Annotated in this window: 16 protein-coding genes; 11 read left to right on the top strand and 5 right to left on the bottom strand. The window is 48.2% G+C overall.

The annotated features are described in order from the left end of the window. The first annotated feature begins 12 nt into the window (after window positions 1–12). Together HW560_RS00470 and HW560_RS00465 are read left to right on the top strand one after the other, a co-directional pair. Window positions 13–1,701 (top strand): vWA domain-containing protein, encoded by a 1,689-nt coding sequence (locus tag HW560_RS00470; protein ID WP_179261460.1) that lies wholly within the window; start codon window positions 13–15, stop codon window positions 1,699–1,701. A gap of 81 nt (window positions 1,702–1,782) precedes the next feature. Then, a complete protein-coding gene (locus HW560_RS00465) occupies window positions 1,783–2,922 on the top strand; it encodes a toxic anion resistance protein (RefSeq protein ID WP_179261458.1) in 1,140 nt (379 codons plus the stop codon). Between the two features lie 105 nt (window positions 2,923–3,027). On the opposite strand, the gene HW560_RS00460 is transcribed toward HW560_RS00465, so the two are convergent. Further along, complete coding sequence (locus tag HW560_RS00460; RefSeq protein ID WP_062321122.1) at window positions 3,028–3,630, bottom strand: TetR/AcrR family transcriptional regulator; 603 nt, start codon at window positions 3,628–3,630, stop codon at window positions 3,028–3,030. A gap of 190 nt (window positions 3,631–3,820) precedes the next feature. Here HW560_RS00460 and HW560_RS00455 point away from each other — a divergent pair, with 190 nt between their 5' ends. After that, the gene (locus HW560_RS00455; protein WP_179265711.1) at window positions 3,821–4,579 is read left to right on the top strand and encodes an SDR family oxidoreductase; all 759 of its coding nucleotides are present in this window, start codon (window positions 3,821–3,823) and stop codon (window positions 4,577–4,579) included. Between the two features lie 124 nt (window positions 4,580–4,703). Here HW560_RS00455 and HW560_RS00450 read toward each other — a convergent pair whose 3' ends face one another. After that, a complete protein-coding gene (locus HW560_RS00450; RefSeq protein ID WP_090893551.1) occupies window positions 4,704–5,732 on the bottom strand; it encodes a LacI family DNA-binding transcriptional regulator in 1,029 nt (342 codons plus the stop codon). Window positions 5,733–6,190: 458 nt separating this feature from the next. On the opposite strand from HW560_RS00450, the gene HW560_RS00445 reads away from it, so the two are divergent. The 4 genes from HW560_RS00445 (at window position 6,191) to HW560_RS00430 (ending at window position 11,205) form a co-directional block, all read left to right on the top strand. Continuing rightward, a complete protein-coding gene (locus HW560_RS00445; RefSeq protein ID WP_090893553.1) occupies window positions 6,191–7,477 on the top strand; it encodes a sugar ABC transporter substrate-binding protein in 1,287 nt (428 codons plus the stop codon). Between the two features lie 96 nt (window positions 7,478–7,573). Further along, window positions 7,574–8,929: a carbohydrate ABC transporter permease gene (locus HW560_RS00440; RefSeq protein WP_090893555.1), complete on the top strand. Its 1,356-nt coding sequence runs from the start codon at window positions 7,574–7,576 to the stop codon at window positions 8,927–8,929. After that, window positions 8,926–9,762 carry a sugar ABC transporter permease gene (locus HW560_RS00435; protein ID WP_076290382.1) on the top strand — a complete coding sequence of 279 codons (837 nt, stop codon included), beginning with the start codon at window positions 8,926–8,928 and terminating at the stop codon, window positions 9,760–9,762. The genes HW560_RS00440 and HW560_RS00435 overlap by 4 nt, the downstream gene beginning before the upstream one ends. 156 nt (window positions 9,763–9,918) lie before the next feature. Further along, window positions 9,919–11,205, top strand: coding sequence for an MFS transporter (locus tag HW560_RS00430; RefSeq protein ID WP_090893557.1), 1,287 nt, complete (start codon window positions 9,919–9,921; stop codon window positions 11,203–11,205). A gap of 102 nt (window positions 11,206–11,307) precedes the next feature. Here the strand turns inward: HW560_RS00430 and HW560_RS00425 are convergent, their stop codons facing one another. After that, entirely contained in the window at window positions 11,308–13,467 is a 2,160-nt protein-coding gene (locus HW560_RS00425) for an alpha-amylase family glycosyl hydrolase (protein ID WP_179261456.1), read from the bottom strand. Between the two features lie 481 nt (window positions 13,468–13,948). On the opposite strand from HW560_RS00425, the gene HW560_RS00420 reads away from it, so the two are divergent. From HW560_RS00420 to HW560_RS00410, 3 genes are read left to right on the top strand one after another with little or no spacing between them, the layout of a single operon-like run. Continuing rightward, entirely contained in the window at window positions 13,949–15,322 is a 1,374-nt protein-coding gene (locus HW560_RS00420) for an alpha/beta hydrolase (protein WP_179261454.1), read from the top strand. A gap of 2 nt (window positions 15,323–15,324) precedes the next feature. Beyond that, a complete protein-coding gene (locus HW560_RS00415) occupies window positions 15,325–16,740 on the top strand; it encodes a cysteine peptidase family C39 domain-containing protein (RefSeq protein WP_179261452.1) in 1,416 nt (471 codons plus the stop codon). Next, window positions 16,737–18,152, top strand: a complete 1,416-nt coding sequence (locus tag HW560_RS00410) for an ANL family adenylate-forming protein (RefSeq protein WP_179261450.1) — start codon at window positions 16,737–16,739, stop codon at window positions 18,150–18,152. Before HW560_RS00415 ends, HW560_RS00410 begins: the two co-directional genes overlap by 4 nt. Window positions 18,153–18,354: 202 nt before the next feature. On the opposite strand, the gene HW560_RS00405 is transcribed toward HW560_RS00410, so the two are convergent. Both HW560_RS00405 and HW560_RS00400 read right to left on the bottom strand, forming a co-directional pair. Beyond that, on the bottom strand, window positions 18,355–20,124 hold the full coding sequence (locus tag HW560_RS00405; protein WP_179261448.1) for an alpha-glycosidase: 1,770 nt from the start codon (window positions 20,122–20,124) through the stop codon (window positions 18,355–18,357). Between the two features lie 255 nt (window positions 20,125–20,379). Beyond that, window positions 20,380–20,958 (bottom strand): hypothetical protein, encoded by a 579-nt coding sequence (locus HW560_RS00400; RefSeq protein WP_179261446.1) that lies wholly within the window; start codon window positions 20,956–20,958, stop codon window positions 20,380–20,382. 202 nt (window positions 20,959–21,160) lie between these two features. Between HW560_RS00400 and HW560_RS00395 the strand changes: the two genes are divergently transcribed. After that, entirely contained in the window at window positions 21,161–22,318 is a 1,158-nt protein-coding gene (locus HW560_RS00395) for an epoxide hydrolase family protein (protein ID WP_179261444.1), read from the top strand. The last annotated feature ends 192 nt before the right edge of the window (window positions 22,319–22,510 follow it).

The raw sequence follows: 22,510 nt of genomic DNA, 5'->3' as shown, positions 1-22,510 counted from the left end.
GGGGTTGTACGTATGGCTAAGAAGGGAAAGTTTTTTTTCATATCGATCTTAATGCTGGTACTTGTGTTTGGACTCGTATATGCAGGTATCACGCTGACGTCGAACGTGGGTAAATCCAGTACACAGGTAACGACAGAGAATGCAGGCAAAGAGTTAGGCAAGCTGTATGCGGACATTGCTCCGGCAACGGCTGAACCTGTGAAGGGACAGATTGATCTCGATCCGGTGGATGTGGCAGAGTCACTTCCAGACATCTCGAAATTTCCGATCACGGTCGAAAATACAACGAATGATTATGTGGAAATCTTTTCATCCCCGGAGAAAGCAGGCACTGGCGGAGATGGCTGGTTAACCGAGGTCACCGAAGAGTTCAACAAGGCTAACATTACCGTTGGCGGCAAGCAGGTTTCGGTAAAGTTACGCAATATCGCATCCGGTACGGCGGCCGATTATATCAAGTCTGGTAAATATGTGCCTGATGCGTACACTCCCTCCAATGAGTTATGGGGCGAGATGGTAGCTGCAAGCGGAGTGAAGACAGACCTGGTATCCAAAAGACTGGTGGGGAACGTTCCCGGAATCGTCATCTCGAAAGCCAAATATGATGCGCTGGTCGACACGTACGGCTCAGTTAATGTAAAAACCGTGACCGAAGCGATTGCCAACAATGAACTCGCGATGGGGTACACCGATCCATTTGCCAGTTCCACGGGACTGAACTTTCTGGTGACGGCACTCAACACATACGACAGCTCCAATCCGCTTGGTGAGAAAGCGATTGAGGGTTTTGAGAAGTTTCAAGCTAACGTACCGTTTACGGCGTCCACAACCATTCAGATGCGTGAGGCAGCCAAGTCAGGCCGTTTGGACGCATTTGTACTGGAATACCAGACTTACGTAAACACCGCAGATCTGAAAAGCGGATACGTCTTTACCCCTTTTGGTGTAAGACATGACAGCCCGCTGTATGCACTGGGGCAACTGCCGCAGAACAAGCAAGAGATTATCAAGAAGTATGCAGAGTTCGTAACCCAAGCGAAGTATCAGCAATCGGCTGAGGCGTTCGGCTTCAACGGCTTGCAAGACTACAAGTCCGAATTGAACACAGTGGATGGTGGCACCTTGTTGTCCGCTCAGAAAGTATGGAAAGAGAAAAAGAACGGCAGTAAACCGATTGCAGCCGTATTTGTAACCGACGTATCCGGGAGTATGGATGGTGAACCACTGAACCGACTCAAGGAATCATTGCGCAAAGGCCAGAAGTTCCTAGGCACAGATAACAGTATTGGCCTCGTCTCCTACTCTAGTGGAGTAACGGTGAATCTGCCCATTGCCAAGTATGATACGAATCAGCAGTCGATGTTTGTCGGTACGGTGGATAGCCTGCAAGCGGGTGGCGGTACGGCAACCTTCGATGGAATCGTTGTGGCAATGAAGATGCTGGAAGATTATATGGCTGCGAATCCGAATGTGAAGCCACTGATCTTTGTCCTAAGTGATGGAGAGACCAATGAAGGACATACACTGAAAGATATTCGTGATCTGGTCGAGACGTACAAAGTGCCGATCTACACGATTGGTTACAACGCGGACATCAAAGCTTTGGAGAGCATCTCCAGCATTAACGAAGCAGCGAGCATTAACGCGGATACCGACGATGTGGTATACAAAATCGGTAACCTGTTCAACGTGCAGATGTAGCACGGGGACTGCGCTCGAAGTGCCCTGATGTAAAGTTTATTATTCTATTTTATATAGCACGTAATTGAAGGGGGAACTTGGATGTCGTTTTCGATGGAGATACCTAGCCAGAAGGAAATTCAGAAGGTGATTGAGGAGGAAATAAAGCCCGTACCTGCCGAGGTGGCGGAACTGCAGCAAGTCGCCAATGCCAACGTGGAGATGATCATGACACTCGATCTTGAATCGTTGGAGAAACGCAAGGAGATTCTGCAATCCATTGACGGCTTTGGCATGAACACGATGAGATCTTCTTCCGAGAAAAACGCGTTGCTTCAAGTCTCCGTTGGACATCTGTCCAAGACGGGAGACGAGGGCGGACAGGTCGCCAAAGGCTTGGCCGAGCTGCATATGCAACTGAAGGATCTCGACCCCAGCGTGGTCGACTTTGCCAAGACCGGATTCCTTGGCAAATTGTTTAATCCCCTGCGGGCCTATTTCCTGAAATACCAGAAGGCTGACGCGGTCATCGCTGATATTGTGACCTCGCTGGATAAAGGCAGAGCAACCTTGAGAAATGATAACACTACACTGGAGATTGAACAGCAAAATCTGCGGGAGCTCACCAAACGACTGCAAAAGGAAATTCAGCTTGGGGTGCTGATGGATGAGTCGATTGACGCACAGATCGAAGCAGCCAAAGTACGCAACGAGGACCCGGAGAAAGTCCGATTTATAACGGAAGAAGTGCTGTTCCCGCTTCGTCAGCGGGTCATGGATTTGCAGCAAATGCTGGTGGTGAACCAGCAGGGCATTATGGCGATTGAAGTTGTCATCCGCAACAACAAGGAATTGATCCGTGGTGTGGATCGGGCCAAAAATGTAACGATCTCGGCCTTGAAAATTGCCGTCACCGTTGCGAGTGCACTTTACAATCAGAAGATTGTATTGCAGAAAATTGAACTGCTTAACCGGACGACCAACGACCTGATCGCAGGTACGTCCAAAATGCTGAAAGATCAGGGCATTGCCATCCAGAAGCAAGCTTATGATGCCAGCATTTCGGTCGATACGATGAAGCAGGCGTTCACGGATGTGCTGTCCGCGCTCGACTCCATCAGTGTATATAAGCAGGAGGCATTGCCACGGATGCGGGAGACCATTAACCAGTTCCGTGAACTGGCGGATACCGGGGAGCAGCAGATTCAGCGGTTGGAGAAAGGGCAGAAGCTGGGGCTGTAGTTCGACATTCATAAATATACAAAGCGGCCGTTCCTTGTTAATCATTGGGGAACGGTCGCTTTTTGACTTTCATTCAGAATTCGTGGATAAATACGCCTGGATCGATCATTTGAGATTGGACTGGACCACCGCATTGGCAGGCTTGAAATTAATGATTTTGAATAACTCCTCTGCCATATAGGCGGGGGTGTGTTTGAATTCCTGCCGAATCCACTCCAGGATCATGCCAAAGATCGCATGGGACTGGTAGCTGGCTAGCAGTTCCTGGTTGATGTGAGAAGGAAAAACCTCAGTGAGATCCTGCAAGGCAAGGTTACGAAGAACCTCACAGATCATTTGTTGAAAGTTGGACGCGGCCTCGGACTTCACCACAAGCGTGTAGAATGGTGCATGTTGATGCACATGTTCAAATATTTTGATTGCGGAAGAAGGCATATGACTTACTCGGAATAGTTCCATATCCTGATAAGGCTCACGGAAAGAAGCCACCAGATCCTTGATCACATCATCGATCATTTCATTGAACAGGTCTTCTTTGTATTGATAATGTCTGTAAAAGGTACCTCGATTCAGATCCGCAAGCTGCACGATCTCGGTTATGGATATTTCCTTAAACGGCTGCTTCTGCATTAACTGGATGAGGGCATCCTTCAGCGCGGCTTTGGATTTCTTGATTCTTCGGTCTATGGAGTTCGGAAGTTCAGTCATACTACAGCCTCCTTGGAAGAGCGAGTTATAAGTTAAAGTACATACATCATGGAAATTGTTGATTAACGTACATTTGGGCATGCTTTTACTGATTGAACAGGAATGCTATGACTTATTATACTAAGGATACGAGTTAATGAACATTTGTTTGTTAACTTATTGTAAACGAATACATGGAGGATGATACATGATGAAACTTCAAGATAAAGTGGCTGTGGTGACAGGTGCGGGTTCCGGTATGGGTAGAGCGATTGCAACATTGTACGCACAGGAGGGAGCGAAGGTAATCGTATCGGATATCAATGCGGAGACAGCACAGACGGTCGTGGATGAGATTAAGGCACAGGGCGGCGAAGCCATTGTGGTGCTTGCCAATGTGGCAAAAGAAGAAGATATCCAGAACCTGATTGATACTGCGGTGAGCACATACGGAACAGTGGATGTTCTGGTGAACAATGCAGGCATTATGGATGGCATGGAGCCGGCTGCTGATGTGTCCGATGACAAATGGGAGAGAGTATTTGCAATCAACACGACCAGTGTTATGCGTGCAACACGTAAGGTGCTGCCAATCTTCCTGGAGAAACAAAAAGGCGTCATCGTCAATATTGCATCAGCAGGTGGCTTGAACGGTGGCCGGGCCGGTGCAGCCTACACAGCTTCCAAACACGCTGTGGTTGGATTCACCAAAAATACAGGCTACATGTACGCCGAGCAAGGCATTCGCTGTAACGCCATCGCTCCTGGGGCGGTAGCAACCAATATTAGTTCATCCATGGCGGGGTTAAGTCAGTTTGGTGCGGGCAGACAACAATTGGGTATGGCGATTAACCCACGTATAGGAACAAGTGAAGAGATTGCTAAGGTGGCTCTGTTCTTAGGCTCAGACGAATCCAGCTTTGTGAACGGAACCGTCGTAACGGCAGATGCAGGATGGAGCTCTTACTAATCCATCGTTCATAACTTAAATGTGCAAAGAAGCTCATACCGCTGTATGGGCTTCTTTTGCATGTCTGCAACAGGCGAGAATGTGACACTTCAAACCAGTAGGACAAACGTTTGCACAAACGTGTCTAGACATTCCCGGACAGCGTAAACAAGGACGAATCCCGAACAATTAAGCGGTGGGGAATAATGACCGGATTCTGAGGCAACTGCTCCCCACTCAGAATTTTCAGCAGTACCTGAACCGCGGTATAGCCCAGTTGATAGGTTCCGATATCAATCGAACTGAGTGGAGGCGATGCGAGTTCCGATAAGGCAATATTGTTAAAGCTCACAACACTTATATCTTCAGGAACGTTGTATCCCAGCTCGGCCAGAGCGCGAAGTACGCCAAAGGCAACATTGTCGTCGATGACAACGAGGGCGGTAGGCCTGTCGGGTAGCGACATGAACAGGGACATCGACCGGAAGCCGCTTTCCTGCAGGAATTCTCCCTCCACGATCCAGTCATTGTTAGCATCAAGACCCGCTTCTTCAAGCGCGTTTTTGTATCCAAGCAGGCGATCATGAGACAACGTCAAATCTGGTGGTCCGCTAACAAATCCGACTCGTTTATGCCCTTGGGCAATCAGATGTGTAGTTGCATCGAAAGCCGTCTGTACATTGTTATTGTCCACCATCGGGGCATCAGGATGCGTTTCGCTGCGGCCAATCAGTACAAAAGGAAACTTTTCCGCCTCCAAAAATGAAATAATCGGGTCTTCCCGTTTAGAACCAAGCAGCAAAATTCCATCTACGCGCCGCCCGTGTACCAGGCGAGATATGGCATTCAATTCATCGCTGGAAGACGTTTCGGTGGAGAGAAGAAGTTCATAATTCATGCGGGTGGCATGGGTAATGATTCCCCGAAGCAATTCTCCGAAAAAGTAGTTCTGAAACAGCTCTTCAGCAGGTCGGGGCAGCATGATACCCAGGGTTTGAGTCGTTTTGGAAACAAGGCTTTTGGCCATCATATTGGGATGATAATTCATTTCTTTCATGATTTGCTTCACTTTGAGTGATGTTTCCGAACTGATTCTGGGATGGTTGGAAATAACCCGTGAGACCGTAGAAGGGGATACACCCGCCAATTTGGCAATATCTTTGATTGTAATCATGTGAAAAATCCCTTCTGTACAAGCATTTCAACATGTCTCCTATGTTAATTCAAAGACTTGGATAAATCAATTGCTAACTGCATCATGGTGAAGAGGGAAAAAGAAAAATAAAGGAAGATGGTGGTAGATCAAGCAAATAGGAAATTACAGAAAGAAACACCACAAAAGTGACGGAAAATGAACGAAAATGACTTGTGCAAACGTTTGTACAAACAAAGTTTGCTGTTGTATGATGTTATTGTCATTATAGCGCTTACATAACTTAAATCAACATACTTCCTAGAATATTCATCCCGATTACATAAGGATTGGACCAGTCTGAGGTTAATATGAGCAAACGTTTGTATTGCTTTCAAACGGAACCACGGCGAACTTCGGAGTACAGGAACAGTACACAGAATAACGGGTGAAAAGCGCGAGTACAGCATCGATCAAGACTACGAAAAGGGGGAAATTCAATGAGAAAATGGCAGCAAGCAGCACTTGCAGGTTTCATGGCACTTGCACTTACCGCATGTTCAAGCGGAGGTGGAGGCGCAGCGCCAACCACAACAGACAGCGGTGAGACTGGAGAAACCACAGTGACCGCGGAAAATATTCAGCCAGAAGAGGGCGCGAGCCTTGTTATATGGGAGGATAAGAATCAACGCAGCTTTATCGAGGAGCGGGCGAAGAAATTTGAAGAGGAGTATGGCGTCTCTGTAAAGATCGAGGAATTGCCGCCTACCGACCAAGTGACCAAGCTCACTACGGACGGACCCGCAGGATTGGCTGCGGATGTAGTCGTTTTCCCGCATGACAAGATTGGTAGCGCTTCAGAGGCCGGACTGATCTTGCCAAACGATATTTTTGAGCAACAGACCACGCAATCTACCAGCGACAATGCGGTTAAAGCCGTAACCTTCAAAGACATCTTATATGGATATCCCTACAGCGTAGAAACCTATGCGTTGTTTTATAACAAAAAGCTTTATCCCGAAGCACCAAAATCATTTGATGACATTATCAGCTTTGCCAAAACCTTTAATGACCCCAAAAACAACAAGTACACTCTGATGTGGGAACTCCAGCAATTTTATTACAACTTTGCTTATCTGGCTTCTCAGGGCGGATATATCTTCGGCGATGAAGGCATGAACAGCGAGGACATTGGTCTTAACAATGAGGGAGCCATCAAGGGCGGTCAGTTCCTGCAAACGCTGAAATCGGAAGTACTGCCTGTGAAAATGGGTGATGTGAACTATGACATCAAAAAAGGTCTATTTTCAAGTGGGAAACTGGCCATGGATATTAACGGACCTTGGTCCATCGCCGATTATCGCAATGCTGGCATTGACTTCGGTGTGGCTCCACTCCCGGCGATTGAAGGCAAACCGATGACCTCCTTCTCTGGAGTTAAGGCCTATTACGTCAATGCATTTACAACCTATCCGAATGCTGCCAAGCTGTTTGCGGCCTATCTCTCCAGTGCCGAATCCCAGATGGTCAACTTTGAGATGAACGGAACACTCCCGGCCAATAAAGATGTGGCGGCAGATCCGAAGATTCAAGGGGATGAAATCACGAAGGCATTCCTTGAGCAATTCAACAACTCCACCCCTATGCCTTCGCTTCCTGCCATGGATAGCGTGTGGGGTCCCATCAGCGCGGCGATTACCGACATATGGGATGGAGGCAAGGATGTAAAGACCTCTCTGGATAACGCAGTCAAACAAGTCAAGGAGAGCCTTGCAACCACCCAATAAAATAAAAAATGAGCAGGTGCAGAGGAAGTCAACATGTCCTCTGCACTCTGCTATAACTGATCGGTAACTTCGCTTGCCGGGAAGGAGTAGGAATGAATGAAACAACAGCATGTTCCAGTCACGGTTAAGCCGAATCGAGAAAGACAGCATCGTATGACAGCGGCTGTGTTGTCCGTTGTCCTGCAAGGACTTGGACAATTGTATAACCGTCAATGGATCAAGGGAATTTGTTTTCTGATCTTAGAGGCAGTGGGACTCGCCTATCTGATTCCCCGTTTGAATCAGGCCGTATGGGGAGTATGGACGCTGGGCGAGCAAACGCAGCGTTTCGTCAAGGTCAATGGATCAACGGTGCTCCAGCAGGGCGACCACTCCATCTTTTTACTGCTCAACGGAATCATAGTACTTCTGGTATTTTTCGTTTTTCTTCTTCTGTATATATTCAATATCCGGGATGCGTACCTCACGGGAAAATTAAGAGAGGAAGGCAAGCAGGCCACCGGAGCTTCTGCTTCCCTGAGATATCTGCTCGATAAACAATTCCCGTATCTTTTCTTATCCATCCCTGCACTCGGCATCCTGTTTTTCACCATTATGCCGATTTTGTTTACGATTACCCTGGCCTTTACCAATTACTCGGCACCGGATCATATTCCGCCCGCCAAGCTGGTGGACTGGGTCGGCTTCAAGACATTCACGGATCTGGTCCAGCTTAAATCGTGGAGCCATACCTTCTTTGGCGTATTAACATGGACCGTGATCTGGGCCATTCTGGCAACGGTCACTACGTATTTCGGCGGGGTGCTGGTTGCACTTCTCATCGAGCAGAAGGGTATTCGCTTCAAAAAGGTGTGGCGGACGATATTCATTCTTCCTTATGCCATTCCGCAGATTATCTCACTGCTTCTGATGCGGAACCTGTTCAACGGACAGTTTGGCCCGATTAATACGTATATGAAGGCTTTTGGCCTTGAGGGGTTGCCGTGGTTAACTGATCCATTCTGGGCAAAAGTTACAGTCGTTATTGTAAACATGTGGATCGGAATCCCGGTCAGCATGGTGCTCATCCTGGGCGTGCTGACGGCGATTCCACGGGATTTGTATGAAGCGGCTGAGGTAGACGGTGCGTCCGGCTTTCAGAAGTTCCGCATCATTACGCTTCCTTTTATCATGTTCGCTACGACACCGGTGCTTATTATGCAATTTGCCGGGAATTTCAACAACTTCAATGTCATCTTCCTGCTGACGAACGGGAATCCGCTGCGTGGAGATTATCAATACGCGGGATCAACCGATCTCCTCGTGACCTGGTTGTACAAACTGACGTTGGATAACAACAAATTCAATATGGCTTCGGCGGTCGGCATCATTATTTTCCTGATTATTGCGTCGTTCTCCATCTGGAATTTCCGTCGTTCCAAATCGTTCAAGGAGGAGGACATGATTCAATGAAAAAGCGCAACAATCCCATGCGTCTGGCGATCAGTTATGTGCTGCTGGTCATCATTGCCATCGTATCGGTGTATCCCGTCTTGTGGATATTTCTCTCGTCACTGCGTCCAGGGGCAGCGCTATACAGTGAACGTCTGTGGCCTGAAGCGTTCACGCTGGCCCATTACGGGGAACTGTTTACCAACCCGTCGTTCATGTATGGCACATGGTATCTGAACACGTTGAAGATCGCCTTTTTCACGATGATTTTCTCAACGCTTATGGTCACTTTGGGCATGTATGCTTTGTCCCGTTTCCGTTTTCGCGGTCGTAAGACCATTCTATCCACGATGCTGATTCTGGGGATGTTCCCCAGCTTCATGAGCATGATTGCCATTTATATTATTTTGCTTCAGATCAAATTGCTGGACACTCATGCCGCGTTGATTCTGGTCTATTCTTCCGGGGCCGTGCTAGGTGGATTTATTGTCAAAGGGTTCTTTGATACCATTCCGCGCAGTTTGGATGAAGCCGCACGAATTGACGGTGCCAGTCATCTGCGTGTGTTCACCAGCATCATTTTGCCATTGTCCCGGCCAATGCTGACCTATGTAGCCTTAACCAGCTTCACTGGAGCGTGGATGGACTTTATCTTTGCCCGGCTGGTACTTCGGACGAAAGAGAACTGGACACTTGCTGTTGGCATGTGGGATCTGGTTAGCCGTTATCAGGACAGTAACTTTACCATGTTTGCTGCCGGGGCGGTACTGATCGCCATTCCGATTACGTTGTTGTTTGTATTCCTGCAGCGCTTCCTAGTGCAGGGGCTGACCTCTGGCGCCTCCAAAGGATAAAAGATAAAGGATAAACCATTAACCGCATAGACAGCCTGTAGAACATATCCAGGCCACCAATCAGGCGCTTCTGAGAGGTTCCATTTATCGCTGGAACTGCTCCGGAAGCGCCTGCCTGCTGTTTGAGATCTGAATGACAAGAGGAGGAAAAGATCGATGGGAACGCTACAGTCCCCAGAACCGGAATTAGGACCGAACGGGGCTCTCGCTGCCGCGGAAAGTCCGAAAATGGCCAACAGGGCGCTTTGGCGCAATGTTGCATATCGCAGAATTTTGTGCGGTTACGGCATCTCCGTATTTGGTGATTGCTTCAACGGCATTGCCATCAGTCTGTGGGTGCTGCAGACCACGGGAAGTGCGAAGAGCATGGCAGCTGTACAAGTATGTAATATGGTCGTCAGTTTTCTGTTCGGATCATTCGCGGGTACGTTTGCCGACAGGCTGGATCGCAGAACATTGATGCTGTCGTCGGATTTGTTTCGTGGTGCTATGGCGTTTATCATCGCGGTGAGTCTGTTTGTGCTGCATGCTCCTTTTCCAATCGTACTGCTCATGCTTTCCCTTTCGATGTTCTCCAGCCTGTTTCAGGCGCCTGCCTTTCATGCTTCGGTAACCAGTCTTGTAGGGAGGGAGCATCTGCAGCAAGCTACAGGAACCATTCATCTGGTCGATAATATTGCCCGGATCAGCGGACTGGCCGCAGCGGGGATTGCAGTTTCAGCATTTGGAGGGTTTACGGCTATTATGATTACAGGTGTGACCTTTCTGCTGTCAGCGATATGTGTAATGTTGGCTGGGCGTTTTCCGGATGTACAACGCTCTTCGATGCATAGAGGATCGTTTGTAAAGGAGTGGGGCGGTTCATTTTCCTACATCTTTGCACATCCCCTGATTCGCTCTATCGTTATTCTTAATCCGCTGCTGATTCTTTTCTTCATGTCAGCCATCATGCTTGTTCAAGTCATGGCCGTCAACGTATGGCAGGCGAATCCTGTCCAGTTCGGACTGATCGAGACATGTATTCCACTGGGGTACATGCTGGGTTCCGGAATTCTGATTGCCTCAGGCAACCGGCTGAAACGAAAGGGGCGATGGGTGTTTATCGGTCTGCTGGTTCTCGGCCCACTGTATATGCTGTTAGCCAATGTATCTTCTCCTTTGGTGGCCTTGCCGCTGATCATTGCGGGGGGAGCGATGTTTGCGTGCTGTACAATGTTAACCCAGATCATGATGCGTGCCGAAGTTCCCGATGAGCTGCAGGGGAGAATCTACGGGGTGCTCGGAACCATAACAAGTACAGCCCCGATTCTGGGATTAACGGTGGTTTCCGTTTTGGCTGATCAGTGGGGTGCCCAAACCGTGCTGGAGAGCTTGGGCGCGCTGCTGCTAGTGGTAGGAGTGATTGCTTCAGCTGGATTAAAATCCATTCGGACCTATCGATAGCAGAGCAACCATGCAAAAGGTATGGGCGAGCCTAATCAAAGAACCCGGAAGCAGACGCACATCGCGTCTGACTCCGGGTTGAATGATAGGACGGTGAAGGAATTAAGGCTGCCAGTCCACTGTAACGGTTGCGGTTCCACTGGTTGGTGTGGTGAAGGTATGATTATTGCCATTTTCCCACGTAATCGTAGAGCCGTTCTTTTTGAAGAACTTGAATTCCAGATTCGTTCCGGCAGGCACGCTCACGTCATAATACCAGGTTGGATAAGAATAGATCACCTGATTGAACGCCGGACCAATGGCGAGAGGGCCTGTGGACCAGTTACCCAGCTCCGCAACATTGCCCGTCAGATAGAGATTCTGGCCGAGTGTCGTGGATGCATTGTTGATGACAAACCGAACGGAAACCTGGTTGCCACTAAGAATCGTGAAATTGTTATAAGTGTTGCTGTTGACTCCACTCGCTGCGACTTTAACTGCATAGTTGCCGGCGGCAACAGCAGGGATGGTCACTTTGATCTGAGTATCTTCCCATGATGTGATGGCTGAACCGGTAACAGCGGTTGTACCAAAATAAACAGTACCTTTGGTAGTGCCGAATCCACGACCATCAATGGTAACGGTATTACCCGCTTTACCCATTACAGGGCCCACATGCCCGATGGTTGGTGTAGTGGTATTGGCTGTATACTGCCAGACTGCTGTAGCTCCTGCTGCCAAAGTGAAGTTAGCGACGTTACCTCCAGTAGAGGTAATGGTATTACCACTTAATGCACCTGCAAGAACATCGTTGTATGTACCCGAAGGGAGTGAAGTGGTTAGACCGCTGATAGATGTGGAAGTCGAAAGATTGCGGTTAATCGCTACGACGGCCACATTGTTGCCGAATTTACGCTCATACACATACACATCGTTGTTAATCCAGCGCTGCTGGGTTGTTCCATAGGCTATGGCTGGATTGGTTTTGCGCAATGGAGCCAGCTTGCTGATCACGTTAAAAGCGGTTGTTGTTTTGGAGAACGAAGGCATTTTGGCACGGTTATTAGGGTCGCCGTTACCTGTCAAATACTGCTCAGTGCCATAATAGATGGCTGGTACGCCCCGCGAGGTAAGTGTAAATGCAAGAGCTTGTTCCAGGCGACGGTTGTTAACGGCACTTGTTTTGAAGCGATCCATGTCATGGTTATCAATGAAGGTCACTTGGTCATTCACCTGGGCATAATCAGCGGCAGTGCTGGTGATCATGGAATCCAGGGCAACCATTGTGGATGTGTTATCACGGAACACGTTACGTACTTCATTGTTGAAGCGGAAGTCGAGCAGACTCATGCCGGACTGGTTGGCGAAGTTGGTGTTGTCCGCATCGGATGCGGATGAACCCAGGAACCATTCACCAAACGTGAATACCGGTTTGTAGCCATAGATGGAGGACATCCAGTTCTTTTGCCATCCCATCGGCATATGCTTCACCGCATCCACCCGGATTCCGTCAATGCCCATATCCAGCCAGAGCTTGATCGCATCCTTGAAATAGGTGTCAATGGTGCTGTTATTGTGGTTCAGGTCAGCGAGATCATAGAGATTTTTGTAGATACCGTTCTCCAGTGTGGAGAAGTCAGAGCCGCCATTGTGGTGGAAAAATTTGTTCGTATCATTGGTGTAGCCACCAAGCAGAGTGCCGTTATTGTACAACTTTCCATTCTCTGCGAATGAGGTATCGGTTTCCATGGCAGGAGAGGTATGGTTAGGAGCAAAATCAATGATGACTTTAATGCCTTTGGCATGTGCCGTATTGATCAGGTTCTGGAAATCGGTCATCGTACCGAAAGCAGGATTGGTCTTCTTGAAGTCACGTGCCCAATAGCCGTGATAAGCTGTATTGTTGACACCGGAATAGTTAATCAGCGAGTAAATGTTCTCCACAGGCTGGGAAATCCAGAGTGCCGTAATGCCGAGATCGGAAAAGTAGTTGTCGTTGATCTTATTGATCAGTCCTTGCCAGTCGCCCCCGCAATAGAGCTTCAGGTTGGAACAGGAGGCGTCATAGGCTCCCCCAGTAGGGTTATTGGAGGGATTGCCGTCCAGAAAACGGTCGGTAAATACTTGATAAATAACATCGGTGCTGAAGTTCTGCTTGTTGGTTACAGCCGTATCAGCATCTGCGAATACGGAGGCCGCCGGGAATAGTGGCAGTGCACTTCCGGCCAGCAAGCTGAAGCTCAGCGTGGTACTGAGGATGATTCGCTTGGTCCATTTGAACATTGATAATCCACCCTTCGTGGTTTAGATGTGTAATCTCTTCTTGATTAGAAAAGCGCTTTCAAGTTAGACGCTGGTTCGTTATTCTTAAGATATCCCCCCCTTTATGAACGCCAACAACCCCGGCACCTCCTGCTGGAGTTACCGGGGTTGTCCTAAACCGATTGGGTTTAAAAGCATGGCCCTCTAGTTATAATCACAACGTTATGATAATTAAATAATGGTTTGGTTGTCAATAACTTTTTCTTGAGCATTTTTTTTCTATTTCTATATTTACAAATCAGGCTCAACAGATTTAAACTATTCGCAGACCCACCAATATAAGGGCTATGCATTTTAGAACATTTCGGTGTTTTAAAACAACCCCGTCTCTTTAGAGACGGGGTTGTTTGTCGATGTAGCCGAGGGAAGAACGAAGCAAGACTAACAAGAAAACCCCGGTATTGTAAAAGGGAAATCTATAGGAGAGGCGGTTGATGGCTCAGTGAACACTCATTCTGTCATCGAATGTGTGGAAGGTTTCAAGGCATCCAGGCTGGGCAACACGAGAAAGATTTTTGTCTATTTGCCACCAGGCTATAAGGAGCATGTGGATCATCGCTATCCTGTGTTATACATGCATGCGGGTCAGAGGGCCTTCGGCCCTTCGACTACGGGAAATGAAACGTGGCACGTAGATCAGGCGGCAAACCAACTGATTGATCAAGGCTTGATGGACGGGCTGATCATTGTCGGAATTGCCCATGTTCGTCCAGTTACACACAATGAATTCTATCATTTCATTGCGCCTGCAAGAGAAGCGGTGAGTGTGGGCTGCTCAGGCCTGGATTATGAACACTTTATCATTCATGAACTGAAACCGTTCATTGACGAGCATTACCGCACACTTCCAGACAAGGACAATACGGGACTGCTTGGTTCTTCCGCAGCGGCACTCAGCACCTTCCATATAGGAACACGTCATCCTGAAATTTTTGGCAAACTGATCATGCTCTCTCCCTTTTTCGTGGACGTGCAGCTGGATGAAACGTCGGAGAGCAGTTTACAGGAGGAGGATATGTACCTCATGCCTGAGCGCAGTGCTCCGATTCAAATGTGGATAGATATTGGGGATGCAGAAGGATTATTTCTTCCTTCCCAGGTAAGGAATGTAGTCCGTCAGATCACTGAACGGGGATACAAGCCTGGCAAGGACATCGCATTTCTGGAACAGCCGGATGCAGGTCATCAGGAAGCGGATTGGGGAGAGAGGGTTCACCTTCCGCTACTGTACATGTTTGGCCGAATCGGCAAACCGGTTTCTCTGGAGCTGATGGGAAGGGACATGATCGGATTGAAAGGCGGAATGAACTGTCACATCAATGCGCTGCTTCATTACGACAGCGGGTTCACCATGAGTGTGCTTGAAGGGGAATATCATTCCGATCAACCCGATGTTATTGAGGTTCGACCCAATGGGGAATTGGTTCCTGTCAAGATAGGTAATGCAGTGGTCACCCTCACGGTGGGAGAGCTGTCGGCATCACGAATGTACACAGTTGTGGAAGAATTATCGGGTCACGTGACAGTCTGCCTGAGTGCCGAGGCCCCCTTTCAAGACATGTACGATGACTCGATCTACGGAGGCATGGGCATGAAGCTTCTGCACACCGGAGGTGGCCATTATGAGGGCTGCTTCGAGGTTCCACGTGACAGCGGATTTCGGTTCAGGTTCACTCGAGGCTTCCGGCAGTTTGAAACCGATGCAGATGGAAAGCCACTTCCCAATCGGGTGTTTCGTGCCCATGATAACCTGTCACTTCATTACAAAATCCAGTCTTGGGGCAGCATGGCTGCCAAAGCCGGGAACAGGAGGTAGCCATGATCAGTCAACCATTTCAACCAACGATGGATATTCCGTATTATTATCCCTGCAATTTTCCTTTGATCCACGAAATCCTTCAGCGTCAGGGCTCAATAAGCAGTCTGGGCTTGCTGGCTTCCAGCCGTTTGTATAGTCTGCCTTCCTGTTCGGAACGTGGTCTGATCAAGCCTTACTTTCATAAGCTGGATTATGAGGAGCCGATGTGGGAAGTGTTTGGAGAACGGGAGTTTGACAGCTTCGAACAAGGGAAGGCATATATTCGGGAACGCCTTGAAAATGAGGGGCTTCTGGTCGTTACAGGCACAAGTTATTGCTTGCCTTACGGGGAGGATTATCGAAATCCCGAGTATATTCATAAACTCGTTAAACAAGGCTCGCGCCTTCATCTGGTCGATCATTGGCTGGCTGTGTACGGGATGGATGAGGAGCAGTTCTATGTCTATGACCCCGTTCCCTCCAAATACATGGGAGCTGTATCGTCTACTGATTTCCAGGAGTTCTGGAAAGGGAACAAAAATATCTCCGAGCTCGAAATAGCCCGGCGCAAAGAAACATTACGGACATATGGCACGATGGAGATCCGTGCTGTGGAGACACTCGACGCCGCAGGCTACCGAACCATGCTGCGCTCTGCGCTGGCGACGCAGGCGCATGAATTCATCACGGGCAGAACGATCTGGCAGGGCCATCGAAGCTATTATTTTGGACAGGCTGTCACATCACAATTGTTACAAAGATTGCACCCGGATGCCGAGGTGGATCGGGAACAGGAGAAAGCCATCTCCGCGTTCCTGTTCGACATGCGCTGGAGCCGCTACTTTTTCCGCGATTTGCTGGAGGAGGCCGCCGAATGGCTCGATTCTCCCCATGATCAATATGTTGCAGAATTCGGTGCAATGATTGCCCAGTGGGAACAGGCGCATAAGCTGCTGCAGATCGCCAGAATGAAACGAAGCCCAGAATGGAGGGAGCAGTTAACGGTTATTATTCAACAATTGGCGGCGGACGAATTAGGCTGGTACGAAGCGCTAATGACGACACATCAGCATGCTGATCGCTTCAGACGGACCTCATTGACTGTGGAAAATCCCGCGCCTTCACATCGGGAAGTCATAGAGCGGATTGTGCTGGACAGCTGCGATGAGCTTAATCGGTACCATAACGCGCCCATTCCACTAGAGCATGGCTTGCAGGCACCCCTATATGGAAGTCGGGGGAGACTGGACTCCCTTGAACTTGTAACTTTACTTGCCGTTGTCGAGCAAAGTGTTGAAGATGCGTTCGGTGTAGGGATAACCCTCGCGGAAATGGCGGCAGCTTCCATGCCAGAAAGTCCTTACCGAACGGTGGAATCGCTGGTTGAATATCTGGAGGCGCAATTGAAACATTGCCCAAAGGATGATAAGGGATGAATATCACTTTTCTTCTGGAACGGTTCGCCGCGTATGACCATCGCCCTGCGTTGATATGGAAGGACGAGCAATATAGTTATAACTGGTTATTGGATCAGATTCAGACCTTTAGCCAGTGGATTTCCAGAGAAGGGCTCGAAGAGGCGATTGTTGTGCTTGAAGAGGATTATTCTCCTTATGCCGCAGCGGCATTGATCGCACTTCTGGAGCGGAATTGTATTGTGGTTCCGCTGGATCGACACTTGGTTGAGGCCAAACGGAATGAGTATACAACGCTCGCTCAGGCAGAATGGCGTATGAGTGTTGGGGAAGGGGAAGCGATAGCCAGACGTTGCTCTGTGCAAGGCTCTCGGTCTCCGATATTGGCAAGGCTGAGTCAGAAAAAGAATGCAGGTCTGGTGATCTTCTCATCCGGATCGACAGGACGAAGCAAAGCTGCTGTTCACAGCGCGGATCGCCTGTTGCACGGGTTCAGGCGGCAAGTCCGGCCGCTCTGTACGATCCCTTTCATGATGTTTGATCACATTGGCGGGTTAAACACAATGCTGCAATCCCTGTCCAGCGGCGGCTGTTTATGTGTCATACCGGATCGCTCCCCCCTGGAAGTATGCAAAACCATTGAAAAGTATCGTGTTCAGGCACTGCCAGTCTCACCAACGTTCATGAATTTGCTGCTCCTTAGCGGAGTCTATCGGGAATTCGATTTATCCAGTCTCGAAGTGGTCTCCTATGGTTCAGAGGTTATGCCGGAGGCGATGCTTACCGCATGGAACAGACAGTTTCCGAATGTGCGCACGGTGCAGGCTTATGGGATGTCGGAGCTTGGCATTCTGCCGACACGCTCCAAGGATTCGGGTTCATTGCTATTTACGGTTCGTGACGGAGGAGTCCGTTATCGCATTGTGGACGGGCTGTTAGAGATCCAAACGAAAACGGCCATGATCGGGTATCTGAACGCCCCTTCTCCGTTCACGGAAGATGGCTGGCTCCAGACCGGGGATGAAGCGGAGATGGAGGATGGTTACATTCGTATTTTGGGTCGCCGCTCCGAGATCATTAATGTAGGCGGACGTAAGGTTTATCCTGCGGAAGTGGAGAGTATTCTGGAGCAAATGGAAGTCATTGAAACGGCTATCGTGAGTGGTGAGCCGAGTGGAATTATGGGGCAGATGGTAAAGGCCACGGTCAGACTTACAGGTGAGCAGCCTCTTACGGAACTGCGCAGACAAATCTGGGACTTTTGCCGAGACAAGCTGCCCCAGTACAAAATTCCGCAAAAAATCGTGATCACCCAGGATACATTAACAAGCCCAAGAATGAAGAAAATAAGAAATTCCGGTCAAAGCTCCTCCGTTCGAGATGAGGTTGCGGCAAGCAAGGAGGAACATTCGGAGGAACACAATACTGAATGAATCTGAATGAACGAATGAATAAAGTGACTCATGAATGCCAATGCAGCAGGGGATATCATGAGTTGTAACAGGAGAGGGGAACCTTTGGATACATGATGCACCGAGGGTTCCCCTTTTTTTCACTTTGAGAGATTAACATACACAACTTCTCGCTGCAAATGATTTAGGAAAGCTTTGAGAAGGGCTGTGATTAACGTAAATGTTATGCCTTCACGTGTGCTTTGACATCCAGCTGCAACAGGGAGAAACCGTATGGTTCCAAGTCCAGCTTCAGATTGTTCTGCTGAGTTTCCCGAGTTGTGGCTGAGAATACATTACGCCAAGTTCCTTGATGTAGTGGCAGCTCCATACTGCGCGGTTCTTCACTTGCATTCAGGACAAGGACGAATTGTTCTCCGCTATCCTGATCCTTGCGTCCGATGGCAATGCACGGATCTCCGGCTTCCGCGTAAATCATCGTGATGTCCGCACTGCGCAATGCAGCGTGTTGTTTACGCAGGGCAATGGCTTGGGTGAAGAAATCGAGCAGATCCTTGTTCTGCTTCTGTTCGTCCCACTCCATACATTTGCGGCAACCTGGATCATAGCCTCCATCAAGTCCTACCTCATCACCATAGTAAATACAAGGAGCACCTGGATACGTAAGCAGCAGAATGACGGCCAGCTTCATTTTGCGTACATCCCCTTCACATAGGGTGAGCAGTCTTGGCGTGTCATGACTGCCGAGCAGGTTGAAGGCCGCTTCGGTTACAGGCTGTGAATAGGCAGCAAGCAGTTTGCCAACCTCGTTGGCGAATCCGAGACCGTCCAGCTTGCCAAGCACAGCGTAATCCATGACTGAATTCGTGAACGGATAGTTCATGACTGCATCGAATTGGTCCCCCTGCAGCCACATGATGGAATCATGCCAGATTTCGCCGAGCAGATAAGCATCCGGGTTAAGTGATTTGACTGTTTGCCGGAATTCACGCCAGAATTGATGGTCTACCTCATTGGCAACATCCAGCCTCCAACCGTCGATTCCCATATCCTGAATCCAGTAGCGGGCCACCTCCAGCAAATATTCCTTAACCTCGGGATGCTCCGTGTTCAGTTTGGGCATAAGGGGTTCAAAGGCAAACGTATCATATGTGGGAATACCGTCCTCGATACGTGCTGGCCATTCTCTGACATGGAACCAATCCGCATAACGGGAAGCAGCCCCTTTTTCAAGCACATCCGCAAACGGAAGGAACTCTCTGCCGGAGTGGTTAAACACCGCGTCCAGAACTACCCGTATCCCACGTGCATGGCATGCATCCACAAGCTCCTTCATTTTCTCATTAGTGCCAAAGTGCGGATCGATCTTCAGGTAGTCTGCGGTATTGTATTTATGGTTGGTTGTAGCCTGGAACACTGGGCAGAAATAAATGGCGTTAATGCCAAGCGCACTCAGATGGTCGAGATGGTCCAAAACGCCTTGTAAATCACCTCCGAAAAAATTGACAGGAGTCGGTTCACCACCCCAGGGCTCAGCGTTCTTTGGACTGATCGACGGATCACCATTGGCAAAACGTTCAGGGAAGATCTGATAGAACACAGCATCCTTAACCCAAGCAGGCGTTTCGAAGAAATCTGCTGGATTCATAAATGGAAAATCGAAAAATTCCAGCGGATGATCAGGCAGAGCCTGTTCGAATCCCCGTTCCGTCATCCAGACCGATTCTTCTCCCTCGATCAGTTGGAAGCCGTAACGCAATCTGCGGTAAGGTGGTTGCGCTTCCACTTCCCAATAATCGAACAGGGCATCACGGGCAAAGATTCGCATCGGAAGGTGAAGGACCGTACGATCCCACGCATATTTATCCCCGATGATGGCAATAACCGCATCCAGGTCGCCCCGCTTGGAACGGAGTCTCAGGTGCATGGTGGAACGGTCATATACGTAGGACCAATTCATTTTGGGACGGTGATAAATAGCTTCAAGTAACATAGCATTCACTCCTTATCTGGGATGGATAATATGGCTATAAACGCAAAAAAGGCACAACCCCAATGTTCACGAGGTTGTACCTTTCGGCAGCATAGCCTTTTGATTATAGTGCTATTATACGAACTAAATTGGAAAAAGAAAACACTTTTTTTCCTTAATTCTCAAATTATCGAATTCAAAACGCAAGTTGCGCTTTCACTTCATTTATGAGATAAGGATGATTTTTGGAGTCACCATTCAATTTGGGTTTTTGTTTTAAAATTCATACCCAAGTTTATCAGCATAAGCGGACAATTCTTTCTGATACTTCTCAATGCTTTTCTTACCCGTATCGATTTTGGCGTTACCTTGTTTCAGAACAGCGCTGTTTATCGTTGTTTTCGATACAGCCTTTTTAGCCAGTTGGAATCCTTCCAGCTGTGTGTAGCTTCCTTTGATCAGGCTGGCATGAATTTTTTGCAGTTCCGCATTTTGCGGCTTGATCAGCTTCAGCATAGATACATATTTGGTGTAGTTAGGAATCGCTGTGTTGGTCAATTTCAGGAAAACTGATTTGCGATTGGAAGACGTAATGTATGAGCTGCCCACCAAAGCATTGAAGGCTTTCTCCTCATACACAGATGCGCTATCCAGTTGATCCAGGTAGTTCAAGAAATCCTCTTCATCGGCTGTAAGTTCCGGCTCTTCTTCTGTTGTATCAACCTCGGAGTATGCATCATCCGAATATGTAGTGGTTGAGTCATCCGCCGCAGCGGCATAGGACCCTGCAGGTGCGAGTACCCCGCCGAGCAAAACAAAACTCATAATAATTGATAGTACCCATGATTTCTTCACGTTCTAATTTCCCCTATCTATATATGTGATATTATTCCAATGGATAATCTAACATAGCACGACAAGAAATTACAGGAATCGATTTACAGAGATGGAATCTATGAATCAATATGAAGTTGTTTGCTTCAGTTATAACCGTGCAAGATGCAAGTTTAAAAGGATATAATAACGTTGTGAATCAGCAAAAAGGGAGGAAATCTTGATGACTGTTGAACGTTTTCATATTCATGTCTCCGATGAGATTCTGGACGATTTGCAATATCGGCTGCATCACATCCGTTGGCCAGATCAATTTGTAGATTCCGGCTGGGAGCGAGGAACAGATATTAGTTATTTAAAATCACTTGTCTCTTATTGGAGAGATCATTATGACTGGCGAGCACAAGAGTCCAGGTTGAATCAATTTTCCCAGTTTCGTTGCCAGTTGGATGGGGTGGATGTGCACTTCGTACATGAACGTGGTAAAGGGCCTAACCCTCTGCCGATTATTCTTACCCATGGCTGGCCCGATAGCTATCTTCGTTATCAAAAGATTATCCCTCTCCTGACCGATCCCGCGAGTCATGGAGGTAATCCGGAGGACTCTTTTGATGTCATTGTGCCTTCACTGCCTGGATTTGGATTCTCTAGTCGCCCTGACCAACCTGGAATCAACAACTCTGGTGTCTCCCAGATGTGGGCCAAACTAATGACCAAAGAATTAGGCTACAGCAAATTTGCTGCTGCAGGTGGAGATATTGGCTCTGGCGTTACACGTTATCTGGCATCGAATAATCCTGAACTTCTAGTTGGAATCCACTTAACGGATATTGGTATCATAAGAGATCTCTTATCTTCCCAGGATGAAGGAGAACGCTCAGAGGAAGAGCGAGAGTACAAGAAAAATGCTTCAACCTGGATTTCACAAGAGGGGGGTTATATGTCCATTCAATCAACCAAACCTCAGACACTTGCGTATGGACTTTCCGATTCCCCAGTAGGTTTGGCCGCTTGGATCATTGAGAAATTTCGTGCTTGGAGCGACTGTAAAGGCGACCTTAATCAACTATTTAGCAAGGATGAATTGCTGACTCATATTATGATCTATTGGGTTACAAACACGATAGGATCATCCACACGTATGTATTACGAAAATTCACATTCCTTGCCACCATTGGGACGGATAGATGTTCCGACAGGCATTGCCATATTTCCTGCGGATATCGTGCTGCCGCCCAAGTCTTGGGCGATGCAAAACCTGAACGTAACGCGTTGGACGTCCATGCCAAGTGGAGGGCATTTTACGGCTTTGGAAGAACCGGAGTTGCTGGCAGATGATATTCGGGCATTCTACAGACCGATTCGAGCTATGAATAATTAATGCAGTTATATATTTGGTAGAATTCGTAAGGTCCCGACTTGGAAATCTAAAGCGGGCCCTTTTTTCTTCAATCTGTTCAAAAAGTGACGTACAGAGGCGGTCAGATGGTATAATCGGGTCAAGTGTTATTGTCTCACCAAATTATTTTCGAAAAGGTTTTCGGTACGTAGTCTATTGTTGTTTGTAACCGCA

It is taken from the genome of Paenibacillus sp. E222 (assembly GCF_013401555.1).
GTDB lineage: Bacteria > Bacillota > Bacilli > Paenibacillales > Paenibacillaceae > Paenibacillus.
The sequence above is the reverse complement of the archived record's forward strand: the minus strand, read 5'-3'. Positions and strand labels throughout refer to the sequence as shown.